We start from the raw sequence: 22,256 nt of genomic DNA on the forward strand, positions 1-22,256 counted from the left end.
CCAATGCACATCCTCTATCTGCATCAATACTTTACAACTCGCTCTGGGGTAGGGGGCACACGGTCATACGAGTTTGCCCGTTTTTTCGTCTGCCAAGGCCATCAAGTGACGATAGTGACAGCAGCCAATCAGCAGCACCCGTGGTCAGGCGGATGGTGGCGCGAATCCACTGTTGACGGTATCAAGGTCATTGAGGTGCGGGCCGGCTATGCCGATTATCATCGAGGAACGGCGATTGGCTACGGTTGGCGGATCATCGCCTTTATCTTCTTTGCCATGGTCAGCCTGCTCGTCGTGTTGCGTGTTAAGCGGCCCGATGTCGTCTTCGCTACCAGCACACCGTTAACGATCGGGATTCCGGGGATGCTGGCCAGTCGCTGGCATCGGGTGCCACTAGTGTTTGAAGTACGTGATCTGTGGCCCGAAGCGCCGATTCAGATGGGAGCACTTCGCCATCCACTGCTCATCCTGGCGGCACGCTGGCTTGAGCGAGCGATTTACCGTTATTCGTACCACATTATCGCCCTCTCACCCGGCATGCGACAGGGAGTGATCGATGCCGGTATCTCACCAACAAAGGTGAGTGTCATCCCGAATGCAGCCGACCTTGATCTGTTTCATCCACAACGTGATGGTCGACACTGGCGTGAACAACTCGGTGAACCACCGTTTCTCGTGCTTTATTTCGGTACGATGGGAGAAGCAAACGATCTGGGCCAGGTGATTGAGGCAGCACATGTCTTGCAGCAGCAAGGACGGAGCGACATCCTGATCGCGCTGGCCGGTCAGGGCCGTCAACGGCCGTGGTTAGAAGAACAGAGTCGGCGTTACAGTTTGAACAACGTGCGGTTTATCGATCCATTGCCTAAAACCGAGATTGCCGATCTGGTCGCTGCGGCAGACGTTTGTCTGACGATCTTCAAAGCGGTACCGGTGTTGGCAACCTGTTCTCCCAATAAACTGTTCGACACCCTGGCTGCCGGAAAACCGGTTATTGTCAACACTCCTGGCTGGCTCCGCCAACTGGTAACCGAACACCAGTGTGGTCGTTATGCACGAGCTGGCGATCCTGCGGATCTAGCAGCGCAGATCGTCTTCTTCCGCGATCATCCGACCTTCACCCACCAGGCCGGACAAAACGCACGTCTGCTGGCCGAACGGTGCTTTGATCGCCAGCGTCTGGCTGCCGAGGTATTGCGTGTGCTGGATGCTGCGGTGACACAGCGATCAATCACTTAGTGCCTGTTGCACGGCCACTTCAAGTGTACTGGAACGAAACGGTTTCTCAAGCACGTGCTCGTCGTTCAAGTCTATCCCTTGCAGGGCAGCAAAACCGCTTATGTAGAGCACCTTGAGCTTGGGATCAACCTGTCGGGCCCGTGCAGCTAACGTCGGCCCATCCATCCCAGGCATCACCACATCGGTCAGCAACAAATCGAACGGTTCAGCCTGTAATCGGGCCAGCGCTGTTTGCCCATCGCTGGTCGCAGCAACCGTATAGCCGAGTGCGAGCAACGTCTTCACGGTGATCTGAAGGAGTGCTGTATCGTCATCAACGACTAAAATACGGGCACCGCGACGTTCGGTAATTGGAACGGATGGTACTTCTTCAGACGGCAACTCTCCCGCACATGGCAGGTACAACCGGATTGTCGTTCCCAAACCCGATGTTGAATAAATTTGGGCAGTGCCGCCCGATTGACGGGCAAAGCCGTAGACCATTGCCAGCCCCAGACCGGTGCCGCGCCCACGTTCCTTTGTGGTGAAGAACGGTTCAAATGCCCGTTCAGCCACCTCTGGCGTCATACCGGTACCGGTGTCTACAACGTCAATACTGACATAGCAACCAGGTGACAGAATTGCCAATAGCATCGTATCTTCGTCTGTCACCCGCTGTTCGCGTACTCTAACGATCAAACTGCCTCCATGGGGCATCGCGTCTCGGCTATTGATCACCAGGTTGAGGAGTGCAGCCTCTAATCCGGCTCGATCCGCCCGTACTGTGACTGTCGTCTGCTCGATCAGCTCCACCTTAATAGCCGAACCAACCGTCACCTGTATCAAGGGCAGGAATTCGCGCACAATCTGGCAAACATCGATCGTGGTTGGCGCGAGCGGTTGCCGACGAGCAACAGCCAGCAAACTTTTCGTCAATTCAGCACCGCGTAGTGCAGCTTGCAGCGCCGCTTCTAACGATTTTCTGGTTTCTTCATCTCCCTGCCAGTCAAAGAGCGACAGATCGAGATTCCCAATGATAATACCGAGCAGATTATTGAAATCGTGTGCAAGGCCGCCGGTAAGTAGACCTAATGCTTCCAACTTCTGTGTTTCACGGATGCGCTCATCCAGGTGCTTACGCTCGGTGATGTCGCTCAACGCACCGACCATGCGCACGACATGACCATCTTCATTGCGCAACACTTCACCGCGCGCCAAAACCCAACGATATTTGTCGTCACGGTAGCGCATGCGAAATTCCATGTGAAACGGTTCCTGACCTGCAAAGTGACGATCAAGCGCCTTCGTCACTGCTGGCCAGTCATCTGGATGAATACGCTCGAAAAAGGTAGTGATTGTATTCGGCAACTCATCCTCGGTGAAACCGAACATAGCCTTCCACTGCGGCGAGAGATAGGTCACACCATTCGTAATATCCCAATCCCATACCCCGTCTTGCACAGCCCGTTCAGCCAGCGCGTATCGCTCTTCGCTCAGACGTAACCGTTCGGCAATCACATGTTGTTCTATTACCGGCCCGGCCAGATGCCCGGCAAACTGTAAAAGCGCCAGCTCTTCGTTTTCGGCCACAGCCACACGTGCCGACCAGACGGTAAATGCACCGATTATAACACCGCCCGTCCCGAAAATCGCCTCGGCCCATAGGGTCACCAAACCGTGCTCTCGGGCCGGTTTGGCATAAACTGCCCACAATGGATCGACTTGCAAGTCAGGTATCATTACTCGCTGTTGAGTGATCAGTAACTGCCAGAGTGGATTAGTCAGGTGTGGCTCCGGCTGTTTCAGCGCTTCAATCAGGGGTTGCGGCAGGTGTGGTGCGATAACTTGTGTTACTTGATAGCCACCGGGATCGAATAGCACAACTGCACACCGGGTATCAGGCTGTTCATCCTCAAAAGCTTGTAACAAAATGTTCATCAAGGTATTCAAATCTCCACCTCCTAGCAGGCTGGTGAAGAGCTGCACCCGTAATCGCTCTTGAAACTCCAGACGTTTCAGTGCACTAATATCGGTGTGCGTACCCATCATTCGGAGCGGATGACCCTGTTCATCGCGTTCAACAATTGCACCTACCGATAGTATCCACTTCCAGCCGCCTTGCCGCATCCGTGAGCGGAATTCCACTCTATATTCGGGAATGCGTCCGGCGAGATAGTCAAGGTAGGCTTGATACGCCCGATCTACGTCAGCAGGATGAATTCGTTCACGCCAGCTCTGGTTAGTCTCGATAAAAGCTGCGGGATCGTAACCCAACATCGTAGCGTATGCGTCAGTTACCGTTGTTGCTCCACTTTGGAGGTCAATATCGTAAAGGCCCTGATTGGCGGCACGTAAAGCTAATTCTAGCCGCTGAGCATTGATTTGAAGGGTTTGCAAACTCTGATATTCGGTTGTCACATCGGCAAAAAAGATAAAAATGAGTCGCTGCCCGTTACCATACATGCCACCTGGTACAATGTTGCAGTAAAAAGTAGTACCATCACGACGTTGACAGAGAATGTTCGCGAGTGATGAGGAATCACCGGTTAGCATACGCTGAAACAACGTCACGATTTGGGCGCGAACATCCATCGGATAAAAATCTTCAAAGTGTAAATCGATCAGTTCCGCTGTGGAATAACCAAAAAGTTGACTCATGGCCGAATTGGACCACTGAATGGCCCGACTGTTCATATCAACTTCGATGATCCCGTAGGGGATGTAATCAATGATTGCCCGTAGTCGATATATTTCACGAGCAGTCGGTTGCCGATAATGAACTGAACGGTGGAGAATGAACGGGAGACGACGGAAATCGTCGGCAAACAAGAGATCAACAACCCCTGGCTCGGCAATAAACCGATCAAGGGCAAGATCTTCAGGATCGCAAATCAAGATTAAGGAAGTACTGACCGGCATCAGATACCGAACCTCCGGTCGGCAGAGGATGAACGTTGGAGGTTGATCATCAACCAGTTGGATTAGTTCGGGGAAGTCAGTCACAAACGCATACGTAATGTGATGAAACGGCGCAAGCATTTGGGTAATCAGCTCACGCAGATCGTCAATTGCAAAGAGGAGGAGGTGGGTGCGAGCGTCAGCCATAATGGTATCCTTAAAAATCTGTAGCCGAGGCGACGGATCGCACCGGGCATCTACTATTATAGCACTCCGTTACCAAGAGTGCTTACGTCTGAAGATAGACAAAGAGTTTTGATGAGTTGAGAAAAGAAGCGTGCGGATGGAAGGTTCTCAACCCCCGCTTTGGGAATGGTGTGCTGATGCACAGACAAAGAAAACCTGTCTTGGTGTCTATCCGGAATATCCTATCGTTATGTCCACCACGGATGCACCCTAATCCATAGCACCCACACGATGGACGACTGGCCTGGCGCCGACGGAATTCCGGGGAAGGGAACGACGGCGACGTGTACCTACCGATACCCTGCCCCGCCCGGCGCATCGCCTGTGCCCACGTTGCCCACTCCACAGAGAGGAACATAGCGGTGCTGGGACCCTACCCTCTGTCCGACCAGCTATCGCCCCACTCTTTATCACGAGCCTGACGCCAGATAGTTCCCTGGCTACGAGTGACGGTTATCAATTGCAACCCATCGGCAGTACAGACCTGTAACTCGATGCGACCACTGTAGATTTTTGGATGGCGCACGATCCGTCCGTTCACCGGCAGCGCCGGGCGTCGGCTAACAATCAGGTATGCGAATTTCTCATCTTCAAACGGTGCAGAAGCACCTTTCAACCGGCGCTGAAAGGCCGGACGAGCAATACGCTGACTAAAATGACACCAGTCGTTACGTTCAGCTAGCGGACAGGAAGCAGTATGAGGGCATGGTGCTAATAAATAGGCATCGCGCTTGATCAGCTCGCCGCGGGCATGCAAAATAGTGGTGTGCCCGGCAGGTGTACCTGGTTCGACCAATACCAGTGCCCCGCTGGTTGCTTTCCACAGCCGACTCAAGAACAGGTTGCGCGCCGTGGCTTCAATCTCACCGTACACATACCCGGCGACAACCAGATCGCTTTCAGGGAGACGATCAAGTGTCATGACATCTTGCTGCTGCCACACCACTGTCGGCAAATTGGTGCTAATCGTCAATTGCTTGCCAAGCCGGACCATAGCTGGCTGTCGCTCAATTGCCACAACGTGCTGGAGAGAAGGCCATTGCTCGGCAGCAGCCCAGATTGCTGCGCCGCTACCGGCGCCAATATCGAGCATCCGTTTGGGTGCAAAATCGGGTTGACTCTCGGCCAACCGTCGAAAGACAGACCGTAGGGCTGCATAGGTGGCCGGCATTCGCCACGCGGCATAGGCAACTGCGTCAAGCGGAGTATTGATCACCGGTATGCTGCCGGTTCCCTGCTCACGGTAACGTGTAGAGAGTTCAAGCGCCGCTCGTTCGAGTGCCGTCAGCGGTTGTTCGGCAATAACCCGCTCAAGCGTATGCTGCAAAGATGGCGGAAGTTGCATAGGCTGCGTTACAATCAGTCAACAGATACAACCACTATCCTGTCTGATACTTGAAGGCAACCTTGCGTTATCCACCCAGCTCTGACATACCACGCAGTGTCGGTTTGACACCGACCGGAAGGCCATGCCCCCACGGTTTAATATACACTGCGTGACGAATAATCTGTTCAACCTCTTCCACAGTGGCACCGGCACGCACTGCCGCCCGTAAATCCACTTCATCGTCACGTAACAAACAGAGATGCAGGCGGCCATCGGCGGTGAGACGCATGCGGTTACAGGTTGCGCAGAAGGGATCACTGACGCTCGAAATAAAGCCAATAACGCCTTTAGCCCCAGGAATGCGGTAGGTACGGGCAGGATCACTTGGTGCGTGACCAATCTCCTCCAGCGGACCGTAGTGCTGTTCGAGACGGGCGATCAATTCGGCGCTCGCGACGATTCCCTCTTCGGCCAAACCGGCAACACCGGTAAGTGGCATCACTTCGATAAAACGAAATTCCCACGGTCGTTCCAGCGTTAATCCGGCCAGCCGCACCACTTCTTCATCATTCATCCCGCGCACGACCACCGCATTCAGTTTGATCGGATGCAAACCGGCAGCATCAGCCGCTTCGATCCCGGCCCACACTTCATCGAGACTGCCACCACGAGTTATGATGCGAAACTTCACCGGGTCGAGAGTATCAATACTAATGTTAACTCGATCAAGACCGGCATCACGCAACGGTTGGGCAAGTTTACGCAAACGCAGTGCATTCGTCGTCATTGCAATGTGCTCGATGCCGGGTATCCGCTTGAGTTCGCGTACCAGATTGACCAGATCGTGGCGGAGCGTCGGTTCACCACCGGTCAGGCGCAACTTGCGGAAACCGGCACGGGCGGCTGCATTGATCACCAATAAGAGTTCATCATTAGTCAGCAGCTCAGGACGAGGAGCAAACTGCACACCAACTGCCGGCATGCAGTAGATGCAACGCATATTGCAGCGATCGGTAAGCGAAACCCTCAGATAATCAATTCGCCGGCCATATTGATCGAGTGCCGGTGCATCGGTGGCATAACGCGGATGACGGGTTGGGTCGTAGAAGATAATGGGAGTCGTACCAGCGAGCTGATGAGCGGCCATAGCCTCACCTCATTGTGATCATCAAACGACGAGCGAACAACCGATTGGGAAGAGAGTACTGGTCGGCAGACCGTGATGCCTACCGACCAGACCGAGCAATCATGCTGTGGCGTACTGTAACACTGAAATACGGGCCGCAACCTGGCGGGCCAATTCACGGAATATATCGGCATACGCATCGGGGGCATCGCTGATCACTGCCGGTTGGCCACTATCGCCCCCCTCACGCACACTGATACCGAGTGGAATCTGACCCAGCACCGGTACTCCTAATTGCTGCGCCAATCGCTGAGCGCCACCGGTGCCAAAAATGTCATACCGTTTGCCAGTATCAGGTGCAATAAAGTAAGCCATGTTCTCAACAATGCCCAGCAGCGGGACATTAACTTTGCGAAACATCTCCATGGCTTTGACCACATCAATGGTCGCCACTTGTTGCGGCGTGGTCACGATCAGCGCACCGGATAATGGCAAGCTCTGAGCCAGTGTCAATGCAACATCACCGGTGCCAGGTGGCATATCGATGATCAAGTAATCGAGCGGTGCCCAGGCAACCTGATACAGAAACTGGCGCAACAACTGGCTGACCATCGGTCCACGCCAGATCACCGGCTGTGACTCGTCGATTAAGAAGCCAACCGACATCACTTTAACCCCATAGCCGGTAAGTGGCAACATCATCGGTTGACCACTAGCATCACTGACAGCCATCGGTTGTCCGCGCACCCCCAACATCAGCGGTAAGCTCGGCCCAAACACATCAGCATCGAGCAGACCAACCTGTGCACCAATCTGCGCCAGAGCGACCGCCAGGTTGGCCGCTACTGTACTTTTCCCGACCCCACCCTTACCGGCAGCCACTGCAATAACATTGGCTACACCAGGAATAGCAGCCTGTTCAGGAATACCGGCTGGACGCCGTACATTGGCCGTGAAATCAATGTGTACCTCTTTGACGCCTGGTACAGCCTGTACTGCGGCTTCAGCTTCGGCACGAATCTGATCTTTCAATGGACACGCCGGGGTTGTCAGTTCAATCGTACAACGAACAATCCCGTCACAGATGGCAATATGCTTGACCATCTGCCGGGAGACCAGATCACCCCCCAACTCTGGCTCTTGTACATGGCGAAGAGCGGCCAGAATCTGCTCTTCGCTCACCGTAGCCGATTGATGATTTGATAAGCGCCCCATGTATCTACTCCATGTTTTGTCGGTATCTTTTTGCATTATACCAGAGAATAAGAAAAGAAGAATGTTACTAAAGTCGCCAACAATAAAGCGTTATCGCGTTAAGATTGCACGTCTTGGTCATTCACAACTAGCGGGGAAACAAGCACTCTTTCCTATTATACCCATTGTTGTCGCGATCAAGGTACGTTCCTAAACCTGCTTCACTCCCCTTCCTCGCCCTGTGGAGAAATCGATTGGCACATTCCATCTTACCGGTGGGCAGGAGACGCTAATGCCCTCCAATCGCACGCTAAACGTAGACTGAAGGACCGCGCACCTAGGTGTCCGCCGGAGTTCCTCTGTTGCGTCACCCAAGGCTGAGAACGCTGCCTCTGTCTGTGATTATTTTGCTTGACAGCGCGTATCGCGATTGATATACTCGCATTAAGCATATTCAATAGATACAAACTCGTAAAGTGGTATAACGCCGATGAAAGTTGAGCGCAAAGAGCAGGGAGCAACCCGGCGCAGTATCTTGCAACTACTGCGGCGTCACGGCCAAATGAGTGCGATTGAGCTGAGCGAGGCACTGGAAATCGGTGCAGTCGGTATTCGTCAGCATCTCACCGCTTTACAGCAGGAAGGGCTGGTATACATTTGCGGTCTACGGCGCAATATTGGTCGCCCGGCGCATCTTTATGCCCTTACCGAACGCGCAGAATCCTTCTTTCCCAAGCACTACGAGCGTCTCGTTTGTGAGCTGATTGAGAGCGTCGCCGCTGTGGGTGGTGAAGCGGGAGTCACTGAAATCCTCGAACAGCGTCGTAAAACCCTCTTCACACGACTGGCCCCACAACTGGCTGATAAACCTCGAGCAGCCCAAATCACTGCGCTCACCGAGGCGCTAGTCGACCAGGGATATATGTGCGAATGTGAGCAAGGCGAGCAAGGGGATTGGTTGCTCATCCAGTACAACTGTCCATTTGACTGTGTCGCCCGTCGCTATCCACAAATCTGCGCACAAGAGTTACGTCTGTACGAAGAGCTGCTAGCAACGACTATCGAACGCGATACGACGATTGCCAGCGGTGGTCATTGTTGTCGCTACCGGATTCCAGGCTAGCAATCTTCTCTGGCTTCGCGGTACAATAGATGTGTACCCACGATGACGGCCAAAGGTGGCCGTCGCTGCTCGAAATATATGGAGGTTTCACATGGCCTTTGAAGTTCCACCGTTACCCTACGCCTACAACGCTCTCGAACCGTACATCGATGAAGCAACGATGCACTTTCACCACGATAATCACCATCAGACCTATGTGACCAACCTGAATAACGCGCTGGCAAATTATCCTGAGTTACAGAGTAAGACGATTGAGGAGCTGTTGAGCAACCTTGACGCTATTCCTGAAGCCATTCGGACCGCGGTACGCAACAACGGCGGCGGGCACTGGAATCACACCTTTTTCTGGGAAATTATGGCCCCCAATGCCGGTGGTGCGCCCGATGGTGAGCTGGCTGCGGCAATTGATGCTGCCTTTGGTAGCTTCGATGCCTTCAAGGAGAAGTTTAAAGCAGCAGCCCTGGGCCGATTCGGGTCGGGATGGGCCTGGCTGGTAGCCGCAAAAGATGGCAGCCTGAGCATTATGAGCACACCCAATCAGGATAATCCGTTGATGGAGGGGAAGACGGCAATCCTCGGCATCGACGTGTGGGAACACGCCTACTATCTGAAATATCAGTACAAGCGTGCAGCCTATGTTGATGCCTGGTGGAACGTGGTAAATTGGGCGAAGGTTGCTGAGCATTACGCTGCTGCGAAGGGCTAGTGCTTGATAGAGGGGTATAACGCTATCGTATATCTCTGCTGTGAGTGAACTGGAAGAACCCATGTTCCTCTCAGAGAGTGTCTGAAGAATAGGTTGCCTTTCCTCAGGTGCGCGGGCCTCTGGCCCGCCTTTCGATCTACGCGCTCAGGATTGCGCTCAGGTGCGCGGGCCTCTGGCTCGCCTTTCGATCTACGCGCTCAGGATTGCGCTCAGGTGCGCGGGCCTCCGGCCCGCCTTTCGATCTACGCGCTCAGGTACGCCAGCCTCCGGCCCGCCTTTCGATCTGCACGCTCAGGTGCGCGGGCCTCCGGCCCGCCTTTCGATCTACGCGCTCAGGTACGCCAGCCTCTGGCCCGCCTTTCGATCTGCGCGCTCAGGTGCGCCAGCCTCCGGCCCGCCTTTCGATCTACGCGCTCGGGTGCGCCAGCCTCCGGCCCGCCTTTCGATCTGCACGCTCAGGTGCGCGGGCCTCCGGCCCGCCTTTCGATCTACGCGCTCAGGTACGCCAGCCTCTGGCCCGCCTTTCGATCTGCGCGCTCAGGTACGCCAGCCTCTGGCCCGCCTTTCGATCTGCGCGCTCAGGTGCGCGGGCCTCCGGCCCGCCTTTCGTTGTGCAGGCGCAGGGTTACACGCAGGTGCGCTGGCCTCTGGCCCGCCTGTTGTTGGGCACGCGCAGGGTTACGCTCAGGTGCGCGAGCCTCTGGATCGCCTTTTAATGTGCACGCGCAGGGTTACACTCAGGTGCGCGGGCCGCTGGCCCGCCTGTTGATATGCACGCGCAGGGTTACGCTCAGGTGCGCGAGCCTCTGGCTCGCCCTTTGATATGTGCACGCAGGTGCGCGGGCCGCTGGCCCGCCTGTTGATATGCACGAACGCAACCCAGTCTTTCGTAAGACCAAAGGGCGCGGTGGTACCTCGCCCCTAGAAGTCGATACCAACGGTTGTCGCATACCAACAATACCTACCGGTGACCGAGGTTGCGGCTTGTGGGATATGCCCCTTTCGCTCACCCACCAATCTGACAAGGGGCGACAAGCAACGAACTGCATCGCCCGCAATGAGATATTTCGGATCGCGCTTAGATACCCACTATCCCAGTGTATCTACGGCACCCTGGCATCGGGATCGAGGCGATAGGTATTGATAATTTCGTCTGTCCGGCTCACGAGCGTGTCAAATTGATCCGCCGGTACCAGTGTGGTCAATACCGAAATCTTGTTCCCACGCTGCTCGATAAAACTGTTCCCCAACATCGAGGCCTGGACATTGTTTGATGCAGTTGCTGTGAACCCCCAGACGATCAGGATACTGCCGTCACTTTGTGGTTTAGGGTCTTCGTAAAAGAAATCGGGCTGGTTGCCAAAAGATGATTGCAGGAAACTAATCATCTTATCGACTAACTGATCATCGCTGTACGTTGCACTATCTTCCAAAACGTCCACGATAATCGCTGCGTTATTGGCGGGATCATTCCAGACGAGTATCAACTCGCCGGGACGACTATTGTCAGTCAATGACCAGTTCTCAGGGATGTCGATTCGGAATACACCAGAGGGATGATTGAAGGTTCGGAGGCGACCGACCTGAACCGGTGCGAGGACGGTGCCACCGGTAGCAGGCGTATTACTCCCACCACCAATCGCAGCGCTGGGATTGATGCGATAGGTATTGATAATCTCGTCAGTCTGACTCACTAGCATCTCGAATTGCTCTTGAGGCACCAGGGTAGTCAGGATCGAGACTTTGTTCCCTCGTTGCTCGACGAAGCTATTTCCTAACAACGTGGTTTGGATATTGTTGTCAGCGCTGGCGGTATAAGACCAGACAACCAGTTGACTACCGTCACTTTGCGGTTTTGCGTCTTCGTAGGAGAAATCTGGTTGTTGACCAAAACGCTCTTCGAGGAAATCGGTGAGCAGCTTTACGAGCTGGCTATCAGAATAATTGCGATTATCCTCAAAGATATTAACCAGAATTGCACCATTGCCTGTTGGGTCTGTCCAGATCAATAACAGCTCTGCACTAGAACTGTTATCCTGCAACGTCCAATTGTTGGGAACGTCGATCTTAAACACACCGCTCGGATGATCATAGGTCTTGAGCGGGCCAATGTCTACCAACGCCAACTGCCCGCTTTGCCCTGCTGTCGTCGGTGAAGGACGAGGAGTTGCAGTCGGTCGAGCCGGAGCTACGGTCGGGCGTGGAGTACGGGTGGGGAGTGCGACGGCCTGCGTTGGTTCAGTAGTTGGGACAGCAGTTGGAGCTGCACTACCACCACCACAGGCTGTCAGAGCGAGTAGGAATAGACTGACGAGCGAAACCAACCAGAGCCGATAGTTGTGAGACATACGACCTCCCCATGTAGAGCACGACAAAACCTTACTGACGATAACGCTGTTCCACCCGCTCAGATTGGGCTTGTAAACATGTACGTGCGATCTGAAGGGAAGTTACACACTTTATCGACGTGATCTTACTATAGCACCGAAAGAGCCGAATAGTGAAATCTGATGTACGCTGAGAGCGTTTTCGTATGGTGTGTTCCGATTCAACCTCACAAAATTGTTAGCTCGTGGGTGCCAATTCTGAGAAATTTCCTATTTCTCGATGGCCTCTTCTTGACTATAATAAGAACATCGCTGTTCTACGGAGGCCATTATGTACCGCTGGCTGGTTCTCGGTGTTACCCTCTGGCATCTTTGCGCTGCGGCAGTGGCAAATGCGCAGTCACTGTTGACATTCACCCTTGACTTCGAGGGTTTTCCCGACAACGTAGATATTGGCGAATATGGGGGGCTGCGCTTCAGTGCCGGTTGGCGGTTTGGTGATCTGCGTAGCGGTCGCTACAATGCACCATTTCCAGATTCCTGTCCCGATTTTGGGGGGACCTGTGCCTTTTTTATCAACGGCTATGGCTTCGGTCGGGTAAGCGGAAGCGGAACAGGAATAATTTTTTTACCGGCAGGTGTGCTCTCGTTCAGTATCTATGTCTCGACATCAGATATCCTTTGTGTGACCGCTACAGCTTCCGATGGTGCCGTCATCGCTACTGCTGAAGTGCTGCCCAATATTCTCACCGGTCGCCTCGATCAGGTGACATTTAGTGCTCCGGCTGGCAAGACTATCACGGTTATTGAAGTGAGTGGGCCAAAGGATACGTGGCTGATCGACGACGTGCAGTATACCGTCGACCCGGCATTGGGAGCACGACCGGCCAGGCTGGTGCTAGCACAACGGGTTAATGATGTGGTCGCGCCCGGTGAGGTATTTTCGCTCGATGTAGTGCTCGAAAATTATGGACAGGGATCAGCACTCGAAGCAACGATTGAATTACCATTTGCCGACAACGAACTCGTGTTGCTCGACGCCCAAACCAGTCGCCCGGATGTCTGGGTCAGTGATGTGCGGCCCGGCTTGATAACCATTCGCACCGGTGCGCTGGCATCTGTTCGTGATCTGGTAACGATAACGATCCGTTTCCGGGTACGAGAGGAGAGTTCTCCAGGAGTTCTACTGGGGCGCGTAGCACGTTTCTGGTATCGTGATGCGACCAATATGTTTGGAAGAGGACAGAGTAACCTGCCCCAAACATTCATCGGCACCGGTTCCGAACGCACATTCTGGCGTACCCCAACCATGACCATAACCGGTCCAATACTGACCTATGCCGCCGACGGTTTTGCTCCCGGCGAACCGGTCGGCATTTGGTACAACCCACCTGGTGGGGCGCCACCGGTAACAGTAACGACCGTGCGCGCCGATGGTGATGGTAGGGTGAGTGGACAATTCTCACTGCAAGATTTGCCCGCTGGTGACTACTCGCTGGTGCTCTTCAGTCACCACTCTCAGCAGACATTTTTAGGGGCATTCTCACGCTAAACCCGTGGGCTGACGACACAGCCCACGGGAACCGCTGCAATCTAGGCCTTCATGCCAGAACACGCTCAGGTCCAAGCACCTGCTTCAGCTCGGCAATCAGGGCATCGGAAATAGTGATGGTATGCTGCGATTGCAGTACTACCATCCCAACCCCATTTGGTACATAGAGTGTTACCTGGTCGTGGCCATGACTGTTACTCAGAATCTGATGAACATGCTGCATAAGGGCAACATCGGCATCGAAATCGTGGCTACGAGGGAGGTAGATACGAAGGTTGCGGGCCGATACCCCTTCACCCCGCCCTCCTTCTGCACCTGGTGCGCTCGACCGGCTTGCTGAGTGACCATTGCTATAACCATCACCATTGCCGTTCCCGTGACTGGCTAACTTAACCGGTTGGCGTGGACGAACAGCGGGCGGTTTAGCAGGTGAAAGGGACGGTGGTGGCGAAGGAGCAACAGCTACAGCGGGTTGCGGTTCGACTACCGAGGGTGACGGCAGCTCGATCTTTAGCTCGCTGTTCAGATCATCACTGACACCTTCAAGGTCCATTTCAACCGGTTGAACTGACATTGCCTGATCAATACTTTGCGGTGCTTCCACGCTCTCGACCACCAGTTGCGGCGTATCGCGGCGATTATCAACCTTCGCCGTGACGCGCACGACGGCATCGTTTTGCAACAGATCAGCACATTTCGCCAACACCTTTGGAAAGACAACTAGCTCAATACTGCCGGTCAGGTCTTCGAGCGTTGCGACCAGCATCGTCTCACCCTTTTTCGTTGCGATGCGCCGCACACCGCTTAGCACACCCACAAAGGTAAGAGTCTCACCAATATGCTCAGCTTCAATCGAGCCGAGATCGGTAGCGCCGGTTGTATCGATCCCTTCCAGCGCCTTCGCAATTGGATCATCGGAAAGGTTCAGACCCAGCAGCTCTTTTTCCCAGCGCAGAACCTCTTTCTGATCAGCAGCAGTCTCATTGATCAGCGGTAGCGGAATGCGGCTCACAGTTGGGTTACTACCGGGCATCCCACCAAAGATGTCGAACAGGCTACTCTGGCCGATCTCACGCGCTTTCTGCGCTTCACTACCGGCAGTTACTGCCTGGTCAAGGATGGCCAGTTTCTGGCGACGAGTGCCGGGTAGCGAATCGAGTGCACCCGCTTTGATCAGACTTTCTAGAGTTCGTTTATTGAGCGCATGGCGGTCTACACGCGCACAGAGATCTTCGAGCGACTGAAATGGCCCACCTGATTCACGAGCGGCGATAATCGCCTCTACCGGGCCTTCACCTACATTTTTAATAGCCATCAGACCGAAGCGGATGCCACGGTTATACGTGACTCCAGGTGGCAATGGCTCAGCCAGTGGTTCAATCGTAAATCCCTTCTGCGAACGGTTGACATCAGGCGGAAGTATGGCAACCCCCAACCGCCGGGCCTCGATGGCCGCTTTAGTGACATCTTCAATCACACCTCCAGCGCCGGTCAAAACCGCCGTCATATACTCAACCGGATAATTCACTTTCAGCCAGGCCGTCTGATAGCTGAGCAAACCGTAGAGGGTGGCATGGGGACGATTGAATGAATAACCAGCAAAGGGCAAGATCAATTCCCAGAGCTGATCGGCGATCTCTTTGCTGATACCTTTACGCTGACAGCCCTGTTTAAAGATCGCTTCGTTTTCGGCCATCAGCTCACGATTCTTCTTGCTGATCGCCTTAATCACGATATAGGCCTGACCGAGCGTATAATCGGCGACCGTCTGCAACAGTTGCATAATCTGTTCCTGGTAGACGATCACGCCGTAGGTGTCAGACAAGATCGGTTCAAGCACCGGGTGAAGGTAACGGATCTGCGATGGATTATTCTTGTTTTGAATATAGACCGGAATCTGCTCGAGCGGACCAGGGCGGTAGAGGGCCACCATCGCGTACAGGTCTTCCACACGAGTTGGCTTCAGTTGCATCAGATAACGGGTCATACCCGCCGATTCAAGCTGGAAGACATTCTTTGTTTCACCGCGTCCTAATGCTTCAAAAACCTTTTGATCGTCAAGCGGAATTTCATCGAGCCACATCCGTCGCCCGGTTGTCTGCTCGATATACTTGAGCGCCTCGGCCACGACAGAAAGGTTTGTCAGGCCAAGAATATCCATCTTGAGCAGGCCCATCTTCGCCAGCGTAGGGCCTTCAAACGCCGCCATCAACGCATTCTCATCTTTAGTCGTGCGTTGGAGCGGCACAATCTCTTCCAGAGGGGTGCGGCTCACCACTACACCACACGCATGGGTACCGACTGAACGCATCCGCCCTTCGACCTTTTGTGCTTCATCGATCAATTCACGCAAGTGCGGTTGCGTCTCGTAGATCTGCTTCAGTTCGGGAACCCGCTCAAGGGCCTGAGCAATAGTCGTTCCTACCGGCAACGCTGGAATCAGCTTCGCGACACGATCTACTTCATTGGGATCGAGACCGAGTACCCGACCCATATCACGAATGGCCGCCTTCGCACCAAGCGTACCATAGGTAATAATCTGGGCTACATTCTCACGTCCGTACTTATTGGCGATATAGTCCAGAATCTCCTGACGACGCGAATCGGCGAAGTCGGTATCAATATCAGGCATCTCCAGCCGTTCCGGCGAGAGGAACCGCTCGAAGAGCAGCTTATTCTTTACCGGATCAACGTCGGTAATCCCCAGGGCGTAGAGCACCAGTGAAGCGCCGGCCGAGCCACGGGGCAGACATGGGATACCCCGTGAACGAGCAAATTTCACGTAATCCCACACGATCAACATGTAGTCGGGGAAGCCGGTCTTGTTGATAACATCAAGCTCATAGTCGAGCCGACGCACATATTCATCGGGTGGTTGACCGTTGAAACGGCGCATCAACCCCTCTTCGCAAACGAGCCGCAGATAGGAAGCAGCATCGTGACCTGGCGGCAACTCGAATACCGGCAACTGTACACGGCCAAACTCGAGTTTCAGTCGGCACATATCGGCGATACGGCGGGTATTTTCGAGCGGTTCAGAACCGTACCGCTTGAATTTCGCCCACATCTCCTCGCCCGACATAATATGGTAGCTCTCGTCCATGGCGTATTCGCGAGCACAAAACTCAGCGTAGGTCATGTTCATACCCATCGCCATAATCTTGTGCTGTGTGGCTTTATCTTCCGCCCGGACGAAATGTGCATCGCTGGTAGCGACCAGTGGTATCCCAAGCTCGCGTCCGATCCGCACCAGCTCTTCATTGAGTGTTTCAAGTTCGGGCGTATTGTCGTGCAATTGCAACTCAAGGTAGTAACGGTCGGGGCCAAGCAAATCGCGATAGTACGCTGCCGTTTCAACGGCTGCACGTCGGTCACCCTGCTTGAGGTGGTGCAGTACCTCACCGGCCAGACAGGCCGAGGTGACGATCAAGCCCTCGTGATAGGTCTCGAGCAACTGACGGTCAATGCGGGGGCGCGCAAAGACTCCCTTCCCCATACCATCAAGATGGGCGCGGGTGGTGAGCTTGACCAGATTGCGGTAGCCAACCTCGTTTTGCGCCAGGAGCAGAAGATGGAAGTAGTTTTTGCTCCCTCTGGTCATTGGGTCGCTGAGCGAACCCGGCGCCATGTAGGCTTCAACCCCAATAATTGGCCGAATGCCGGCCTTTTTGGCCGCCTCGTAGAACTCCATTGCGCCGTACATGACGCCATGGTCGGTCAAGGCAATACTGTCCATCCCCAATTCGGCAGCACGTTGGGCGATGCCTTTGGTGGTAGCATAGCCATCGAGCAGGCTATATTCAGAGTGGACATGCAAATGAACGAAGTCGTGCATGGCGTACTCGTCTCTAAAAACAGTTTACACTCGACAAACGAGAACAAGGGCAAAAGCGCGATCTAAATCTGAAACATTTGTCCGAAAGAATAAGGATGGTGTCGATTTTTTGTTTTTATATAGACATAAATTGCACCACACCGTGCATACTTCCGCTTCGATTATAGCACACCGATAGCCGCTTGCGAACAGGCTTTCATGAAACTGTAAGCTATTTTGGTAAACCTGAGTCGCCCTTGTCGGTTCCAAGCGTCCTATACGTATCGCCCGTATCGGCGGTATTGTCCGCATTGGCCCGCCCCAACCCTGCGGAAACCGCCGCCGCCTCTTGCATAATTCTGCGGTAGGTGATTGCCGATGATCGGCCATAAGGCTCAATCGCCCCAAATCACCTCGCACCGGTTACCGGGTCAGAATGTGATACAATCGCACTGCACGCGACACAATTCTTGCCGGCAGAGCATCTTATGCGTTTCTGCCGCATGAAAGGAGCTGAACTCATGGCTGAAGGCTATCGCATTGAACGCGACTCGTTAGGCGAGATGCAAGTACCGGCTGATGCGCTCTACGGTGCACAAACGCAACGAGCTGTATTGAACTTTCCGGTTAGCGGAATGCGTCCATACCCGGCGTTCGTTTGGGCGCAAACGATGATCAAACGAGCGGCGGCTGAAGTTAATCGCGATCTCGGTCTGCTCGATCCACACATTGCCAACGCGATTATTCAGGCCGCCGATGAAGTATTGGCCGGGAAACATGCCGATCAATTTGTTGTCGATCCATTCCAGGCCGGTGCTGGTACGTCTCACAACATGAATGTTAACGAGGTCTTAGCCAACCGTGCCAACCAGATACTTGGTTACAGGCTTGATGACCCAAAGAAGCCGGTCAGCCCAAATGATCATGTGAATATGGCACAATCAACCAACGACACCATTCCAACGGCTATTCGTTTGGGTTGTCTGTGGCGCTTACCCGAACTGCTCGCAGCCATCGATAATCTTGCCGATGCGCTTGAGCAGAAGGCGGTCGAATTTGATGATGTTGTCAAGTCAGGACGCACGCACTTGCAAGACGCCGTTCCGGTGCGCCTCGGTCAAGAGTTTGGCGCGTATGCGAAAGCAGTCCGCAACGACCGTGAGCGTATCGCCACGGCTGCCAATCGGCTCCGTCGGTTAGGGATTGGCGGTACAGCAACCGGTACCGGTCTCAATGCGCATCCCGAATATCACAGCCGCATGATAGCCAAGTTGAGCGAATTGACCGGCCAGGAACTGTACTCATCAGGCAATCTCTTTGAGTCGATGCAGAGCATGGCCGATCCCGCCGACTTTTCAGCCAGTCTGCGCACCCTCTGCATTACGCTCGGGCGTATTGCCAACGATCTCCGGCTGCTCTCCTCTGGGCCGGCTACCGGTCTGGATGAAATTCGGCTCCCGGCAGTCCAACCCGGTTCCTCAATTATGCCAGGCAAGGTGAATCCGGTGTTGGCCGAAATGCTGAATATGGCCTGCTACCACGTGCAAGGCTGTGATCTTACAGTAGCCCTGGCTGCGCAAGCCGGTCAGCTCGAACTGAACGTTATGATGCCGATCATTGCTCATAACCTGTTTGAGATGATGCACGTCCTGATCGGCGCGATCAATGCCTTCACGACCAAATGCGTGGTTGGGATCACTGCCAACCGGGAAAAGGCGGCTGGCTGGCTGGCCAAGAATGCTATTCTGGTCACCGCTCTGAACCCAGTTATCGGTTATCTCAACGGTGCTGAAGTGGCGAAAGAGGCGATGGCAACCGGCAAGACGATCAAGGAGGTGGTCGTCGAGAAGGGTCTGCTCACCCCTGAACAGGTTGATGAGCTGCTTGATGTGCGGAAGATGACCGAGGGCGGTATTCAGGGCATTGCAGCCGCCGGTTAGCACAGCTTTCGTGAGCGGTTGTCTGCACTCTTTTCGTTCGTGGTCGTGCACGTAAATGTAGGAGGATGGTCATAGCAATGGGGCGGGGCAGGTTTTCAACCTGCCCCAAGCGACTGAGTGAAGTGAGGGGATGCCAGTCGCACACCGCATAGCGCCAACCCACGCCTCACGCTTAAAGAGCGTGGAGCGGGGATCGTCGTTAGTCGGTGTAACATTCTTTGGCGTCGCTCTGTTACGGCACAGGTCAGTTAACGCTGAAAACGCTGCCGGGATTGACGTCAAATAAGCGTGGGGCTGGATATTCCCGGCCTGACAACGGCTAGCGAATAGCTTCGGCAACCCCTGCTAACGCTCGTTTGGCCCGCTCACGATCATGGTAGGCCGCCTGTACCGTCGCTAGCAGTTCATCCGTCGAAAAAGGCTTGCGTAGTACCGCATAGGCCCCACTGGCAGCCATAGTGGCTACCTGGTCGGGTTCGATCTGACCGGTAAATAGAATAACACTCGCGGTTGGGTCATAACTCCGCAAGACATTCAGCAAACTGATCCCATCGAGTTCAGGCATCACCACGTCGCTCAACACAATATCAAACGGTTGCGCTGTGTAGATCGAAACCGCCTCACCGCTGTGTGCACAATAGGTCACCTGATGACCGGCCTGTTCAAGAATAGTAGTGAGCGTGCGTGCCGATGCTTCATCATCGTCGATAACGAGCATCCGCAGTGCTGGAATAGGTGCTGCCGTAGCTTCAGCCGGTTCTTCCGACACAATCGGCAGCCGAATTGTCATCTTTGTGCCTTTGCCAACCTCACTCTCGACTTCAAAGTGCCCATTGTGATTGTTGATAATGCCATACGAGACGGCCAGCCCCAGGCCGGTACCCGATTGGCTGCCGGTTGTGTTTTTTGTTGTCACAAACGGTTGGAAGATTTGCCGTCGAATCGCTTCGGGGATGCCACAACCGGTATCTTCGACCTGCAAGCAGATCCATTTGTCATCCGAAGTAAGGGTTACGGTCAGCGTGCCACCCTGTGGTTTCATCGCGTCACGGGCATTAGTCAACAGATTTAAGAATACTTGCGAAATCTGACCGGCATCACAGACGGTAGGCGGAACCATATCAATGTGACGGACAACCCGAATGTTATGTTTACGCAGCTCAATCTCCATGAGCGTGAGAGTCCCTTCAACCACTTCGCGCAGGTCTGACAGTTCACGACGCGAATCACGCCGACGGGCAAAGGTCAACAGACTACCGGTAATACTACGGCCACGCTTACAGGTGTCGAGGACGACTTTGAGAGCTTCGTTTTTTATGTCAACGTTATCGTCAGCCAACCCCAACTGAGCATACCCTAACATACCTGCCAGCAGGTTGTTGAATTCGTGAGCAATACTGGCAGCAAACGTGCCCACGGCTGCAAGTTTCGCCGAGCGCCCCAGTTCGATTTGCGATTCTTGCCAGCGCCGAAAGAGCCGGGCATTTTGAATGGCTGTCGCCACGTGGCGGGCAAAGGCAGCAAGCAGACGCTGCTCATCTTCTTTCAGACCACGTACCGTCTCGAACGCCAGACAGACTGCACCGAGCGGACGTTGCTCATCGAGTAACGGCAACATAATAATTGCCTGCCAGGTGGAGTGCTGCGTCAAAGCAGCGACCGGCGCCAGCATCTGGACATGCTGATTTGTAAAGAGAGTTACCCGTCCGCGCTCCAGGGCAGTTGCGTAAGCGTGCGGCAACGGGATCGGTTGTGGACCAACCCCACCTGTGGCTACCGGCAAATGATGTGAAGCGACCAACTGAAGGGTCCCCTGGTCATCATACAGTGTTACCCACGCACTATCGGCACCCATGAGCACACTTAGACGCTCACCGAGTAAATTGAGCATTGTTGGCACATCACGACTGGTCAGAAGCACAACCATCAGGCTTTGCAGATGCTCGGTCTGGCGCGAGAGAGCAAGGAAACGTTCATTCACTGCTTGCAGTTGCTTGTTGGTAACGTTCAGAGCTTCTTCTAGCCGATGCTGATGACGCAAACTGATCTGCGCCATCATCAGTGGCGCCATCCCCAGCACAAACGCCCACACATCCTGCTGCCAGAGAATTGCCAATACTCCACCAAACGGCGCATAGATCAACGCATACCAGCCAGCATCATCCCATCGCCAGTGCAGTGCAGAGAGAAAACCTTCACCGGTATTCGGGGCCGTTAGACTGGCACTGGCCAGCCGCTCGATAACGTAGATGATCAGACCACAACTGATCAGACCGAAGAAGGCGAACGGTGAGGCAACGTTAGCTTCAAATGTGTGCTGCTGAACAGCTATGATAAGAACGACGCTGCCAGCAGTGAGAGCAATCCAGCGAATAGATGCCAGGACAAGCGCCTGCCACCATTCAGCCTGACGCGCCAATGCCCCGGCGACAGCACCAATGGCCGTCGCCAGTAAAAAGAGTGGCCAGGGCAAAATGATCATTGCCCCAATCAACACAGCCAGAGTCACTGCTAGAGGACGGTCAGATTGATGCACAATCGTGAGGGATTCAAAGACGGTCAGCCCCACAGCAAAAAGGATGGTAGCCAGCAATGTGGCCAGATCAATCGTGACGGGTGGAGCCAGCAGGCTAGAGATCACACCTACCAATAGCGCAGCAATCCACAATCCTATCACTGTATTGCGAAGAGATGATGGAATGGTGTGCATCAATCACACTCCCTCCAGGTTACGACATTCCCCAGGCTGCATTGATAATCGGCGCGGCAAACGGCCGAGCCGTTC

The 22,256-nt window shown here is 54.2% G+C and carries 12 protein-coding genes; 5 read left to right on the top strand and 7 right to left on the bottom strand.

Going from position 1 to position 22,256, the window contains the following annotated elements:
• Positions 1–3: 3 nt before the first annotated feature.
• Complete coding sequence (locus JE47_RS0103955) at positions 4–1,239, top strand: glycosyltransferase family 4 protein (RefSeq protein WP_031458498.1); 1,236 nt, start codon at positions 4–6, stop codon at positions 1,237–1,239.
• On the opposite strand, the gene JE47_RS0103960 is transcribed toward JE47_RS0103955, so the two are convergent.
• From JE47_RS0103960 to apbC, 4 genes are all read right to left on the bottom strand, one after another.
• Positions 1,228–4,323 (bottom strand): PAS domain-containing protein, encoded by a 3,096-nt coding sequence (locus JE47_RS0103960; RefSeq protein ID WP_031458499.1) that lies wholly within the window; start codon positions 4,321–4,323, stop codon positions 1,228–1,230. The genes JE47_RS0103955 and JE47_RS0103960 overlap by 12 nt on opposite strands.
• Positions 4,324–4,735: 412 nt before the next feature.
• Positions 4,736–5,707: a small ribosomal subunit Rsm22 family protein gene (locus tag JE47_RS0103965; protein WP_031458500.1), complete on the bottom strand. Its 972-nt coding sequence runs from the start codon at positions 5,705–5,707 to the stop codon at positions 4,736–4,738.
• 67 nt (positions 5,708–5,774) lie between these two features.
• A complete protein-coding gene (gene moaA, locus JE47_RS0103970) occupies positions 5,775–6,836 on the bottom strand; it encodes a GTP 3',8-cyclase MoaA (protein WP_031458501.1) in 1,062 nt (353 codons plus the stop codon).
• A gap of 99 nt (positions 6,837–6,935) precedes the next feature.
• On the bottom strand, positions 6,936–8,030 hold the full coding sequence (gene apbC / locus JE47_RS0103975; protein ID WP_031458502.1) for an iron-sulfur cluster carrier protein ApbC: 1,095 nt from the start codon (positions 8,028–8,030) through the stop codon (positions 6,936–6,938).
• A gap of 469 nt (positions 8,031–8,499) precedes the next feature.
• On the opposite strand from apbC, the gene JE47_RS0103980 reads away from it, so the two are divergent.
• Positions 8,500–9,132 (top strand): helix-turn-helix transcriptional regulator, encoded by a 633-nt coding sequence (locus JE47_RS0103980; RefSeq protein ID WP_031458503.1) that lies wholly within the window; start codon positions 8,500–8,502, stop codon positions 9,130–9,132.
• A gap of 91 nt (positions 9,133–9,223) precedes the next feature.
• Entirely contained in the window at positions 9,224–9,838 is a 615-nt protein-coding gene (locus JE47_RS0103985; RefSeq protein WP_031458504.1) for a superoxide dismutase, read from the top strand.
• A 1,103-nt stretch (positions 9,839–10,941) separates the two neighbouring features.
• On the opposite strand, the gene JE47_RS0103990 is transcribed toward JE47_RS0103985, so the two are convergent.
• Positions 10,942–12,186, bottom strand: coding sequence for a hypothetical protein (locus JE47_RS0103990; protein WP_031458505.1), 1,245 nt, complete (start codon positions 12,184–12,186; stop codon positions 10,942–10,944).
• Between the two features lie 310 nt (positions 12,187–12,496).
• Here JE47_RS0103990 and JE47_RS0103995 point away from each other — a divergent pair, with 310 nt between their 5' ends.
• Positions 12,497–13,717: a hypothetical protein gene (locus JE47_RS0103995; RefSeq protein WP_031458506.1), complete on the top strand. Its 1,221-nt coding sequence runs from the start codon at positions 12,497–12,499 to the stop codon at positions 13,715–13,717.
• Positions 13,718–13,766: 49 nt separating this feature from the next.
• On the opposite strand, the gene dnaE is transcribed toward JE47_RS0103995, so the two are convergent.
• Entirely contained in the window at positions 13,767–17,552 is a 3,786-nt protein-coding gene (dnaE, locus tag JE47_RS0104000; protein ID WP_031458507.1) for a DNA polymerase III subunit alpha, read from the bottom strand.
• A 500-nt stretch (positions 17,553–18,052) separates the two neighbouring features.
• Here dnaE and JE47_RS0104005 point away from each other — a divergent pair, with 500 nt between their 5' ends.
• Positions 18,053–19,471, top strand: coding sequence for an aspartate ammonia-lyase (locus JE47_RS0104005; RefSeq protein ID WP_031458508.1), 1,419 nt, complete (start codon positions 18,053–18,055; stop codon positions 19,469–19,471).
• 319 nt (positions 19,472–19,790) lie between these two features.
• Here the strand turns inward: JE47_RS0104005 and JE47_RS0104010 are convergent, their stop codons facing one another.
• Positions 19,791–22,181 carry a hybrid sensor histidine kinase/response regulator gene (locus JE47_RS0104010; RefSeq protein ID WP_031458509.1) on the bottom strand — a complete coding sequence of 797 codons (2,391 nt, stop codon included), beginning with the start codon at positions 22,179–22,181 and terminating at the stop codon, positions 19,791–19,793.
• Positions 22,182–22,256 lie beyond the last annotated feature (75 nt).

This window comes from Chloroflexus sp. MS-G (assembly GCF_000735195.1).
Classification (GTDB): domain Bacteria; phylum Chloroflexota; class Chloroflexia; order Chloroflexales; family Chloroflexaceae; genus Chloroflexus.

Excerpts from the sequence above, each read along its gene's own strand:
- JE47_RS0103955 (WP_031458498.1), top strand. The coding sequence starts at position 4 with ATGCACATCCTCTATCTGCATCAATACTTTACAACTCGCTCTGGGGTA.
- JE47_RS0103960 (WP_031458499.1), bottom strand. The coding sequence starts at position 4,323 with ATGGCTGACGCTCGCACCCACCTCCTCCTCTTTGCAATTGACGATCTG.
- JE47_RS0103965 (WP_031458500.1), bottom strand. The coding sequence starts at position 5,707 with ATGCAACTTCCGCCATCTTTGCAGCATACGCTTGAGCGGGTTATTGCC.
- moaA (WP_031458501.1), bottom strand. The coding sequence starts at position 6,836 with ATGGCCGCTCATCAGCTCGCTGGTACGACTCCCATTATCTTCTACGAC.
- apbC (WP_031458502.1), bottom strand. The coding sequence starts at position 8,030 with ATGGGGCGCTTATCAAATCATCAATCGGCTACGGTGAGCGAAGAGCAG.
- JE47_RS0103980 (WP_031458503.1), top strand. The coding sequence starts at position 8,500 with ATGAAAGTTGAGCGCAAAGAGCAGGGAGCAACCCGGCGCAGTATCTTG.
- JE47_RS0103985 (WP_031458504.1), top strand. The coding sequence starts at position 9,224 with ATGGCCTTTGAAGTTCCACCGTTACCCTACGCCTACAACGCTCTCGAA.
- JE47_RS0103990 (WP_031458505.1), bottom strand. The coding sequence starts at position 12,186 with ATGTCTCACAACTATCGGCTCTGGTTGGTTTCGCTCGTCAGTCTATTC.
- JE47_RS0103995 (WP_031458506.1), top strand. The coding sequence starts at position 12,497 with ATGTACCGCTGGCTGGTTCTCGGTGTTACCCTCTGGCATCTTTGCGCT.
- dnaE (WP_031458507.1), bottom strand. The coding sequence starts at position 17,552 with ATGCACGACTTCGTTCATTTGCATGTCCACTCTGAATATAGCCTGCTC.
- JE47_RS0104005 (WP_031458508.1), top strand. The coding sequence starts at position 18,053 with ATGGCTGAAGGCTATCGCATTGAACGCGACTCGTTAGGCGAGATGCAA.
- JE47_RS0104010 (WP_031458509.1), bottom strand. The coding sequence starts at position 22,181 with ATGCACACCATTCCATCATCTCTTCGCAATACAGTGATAGGATTGTGG.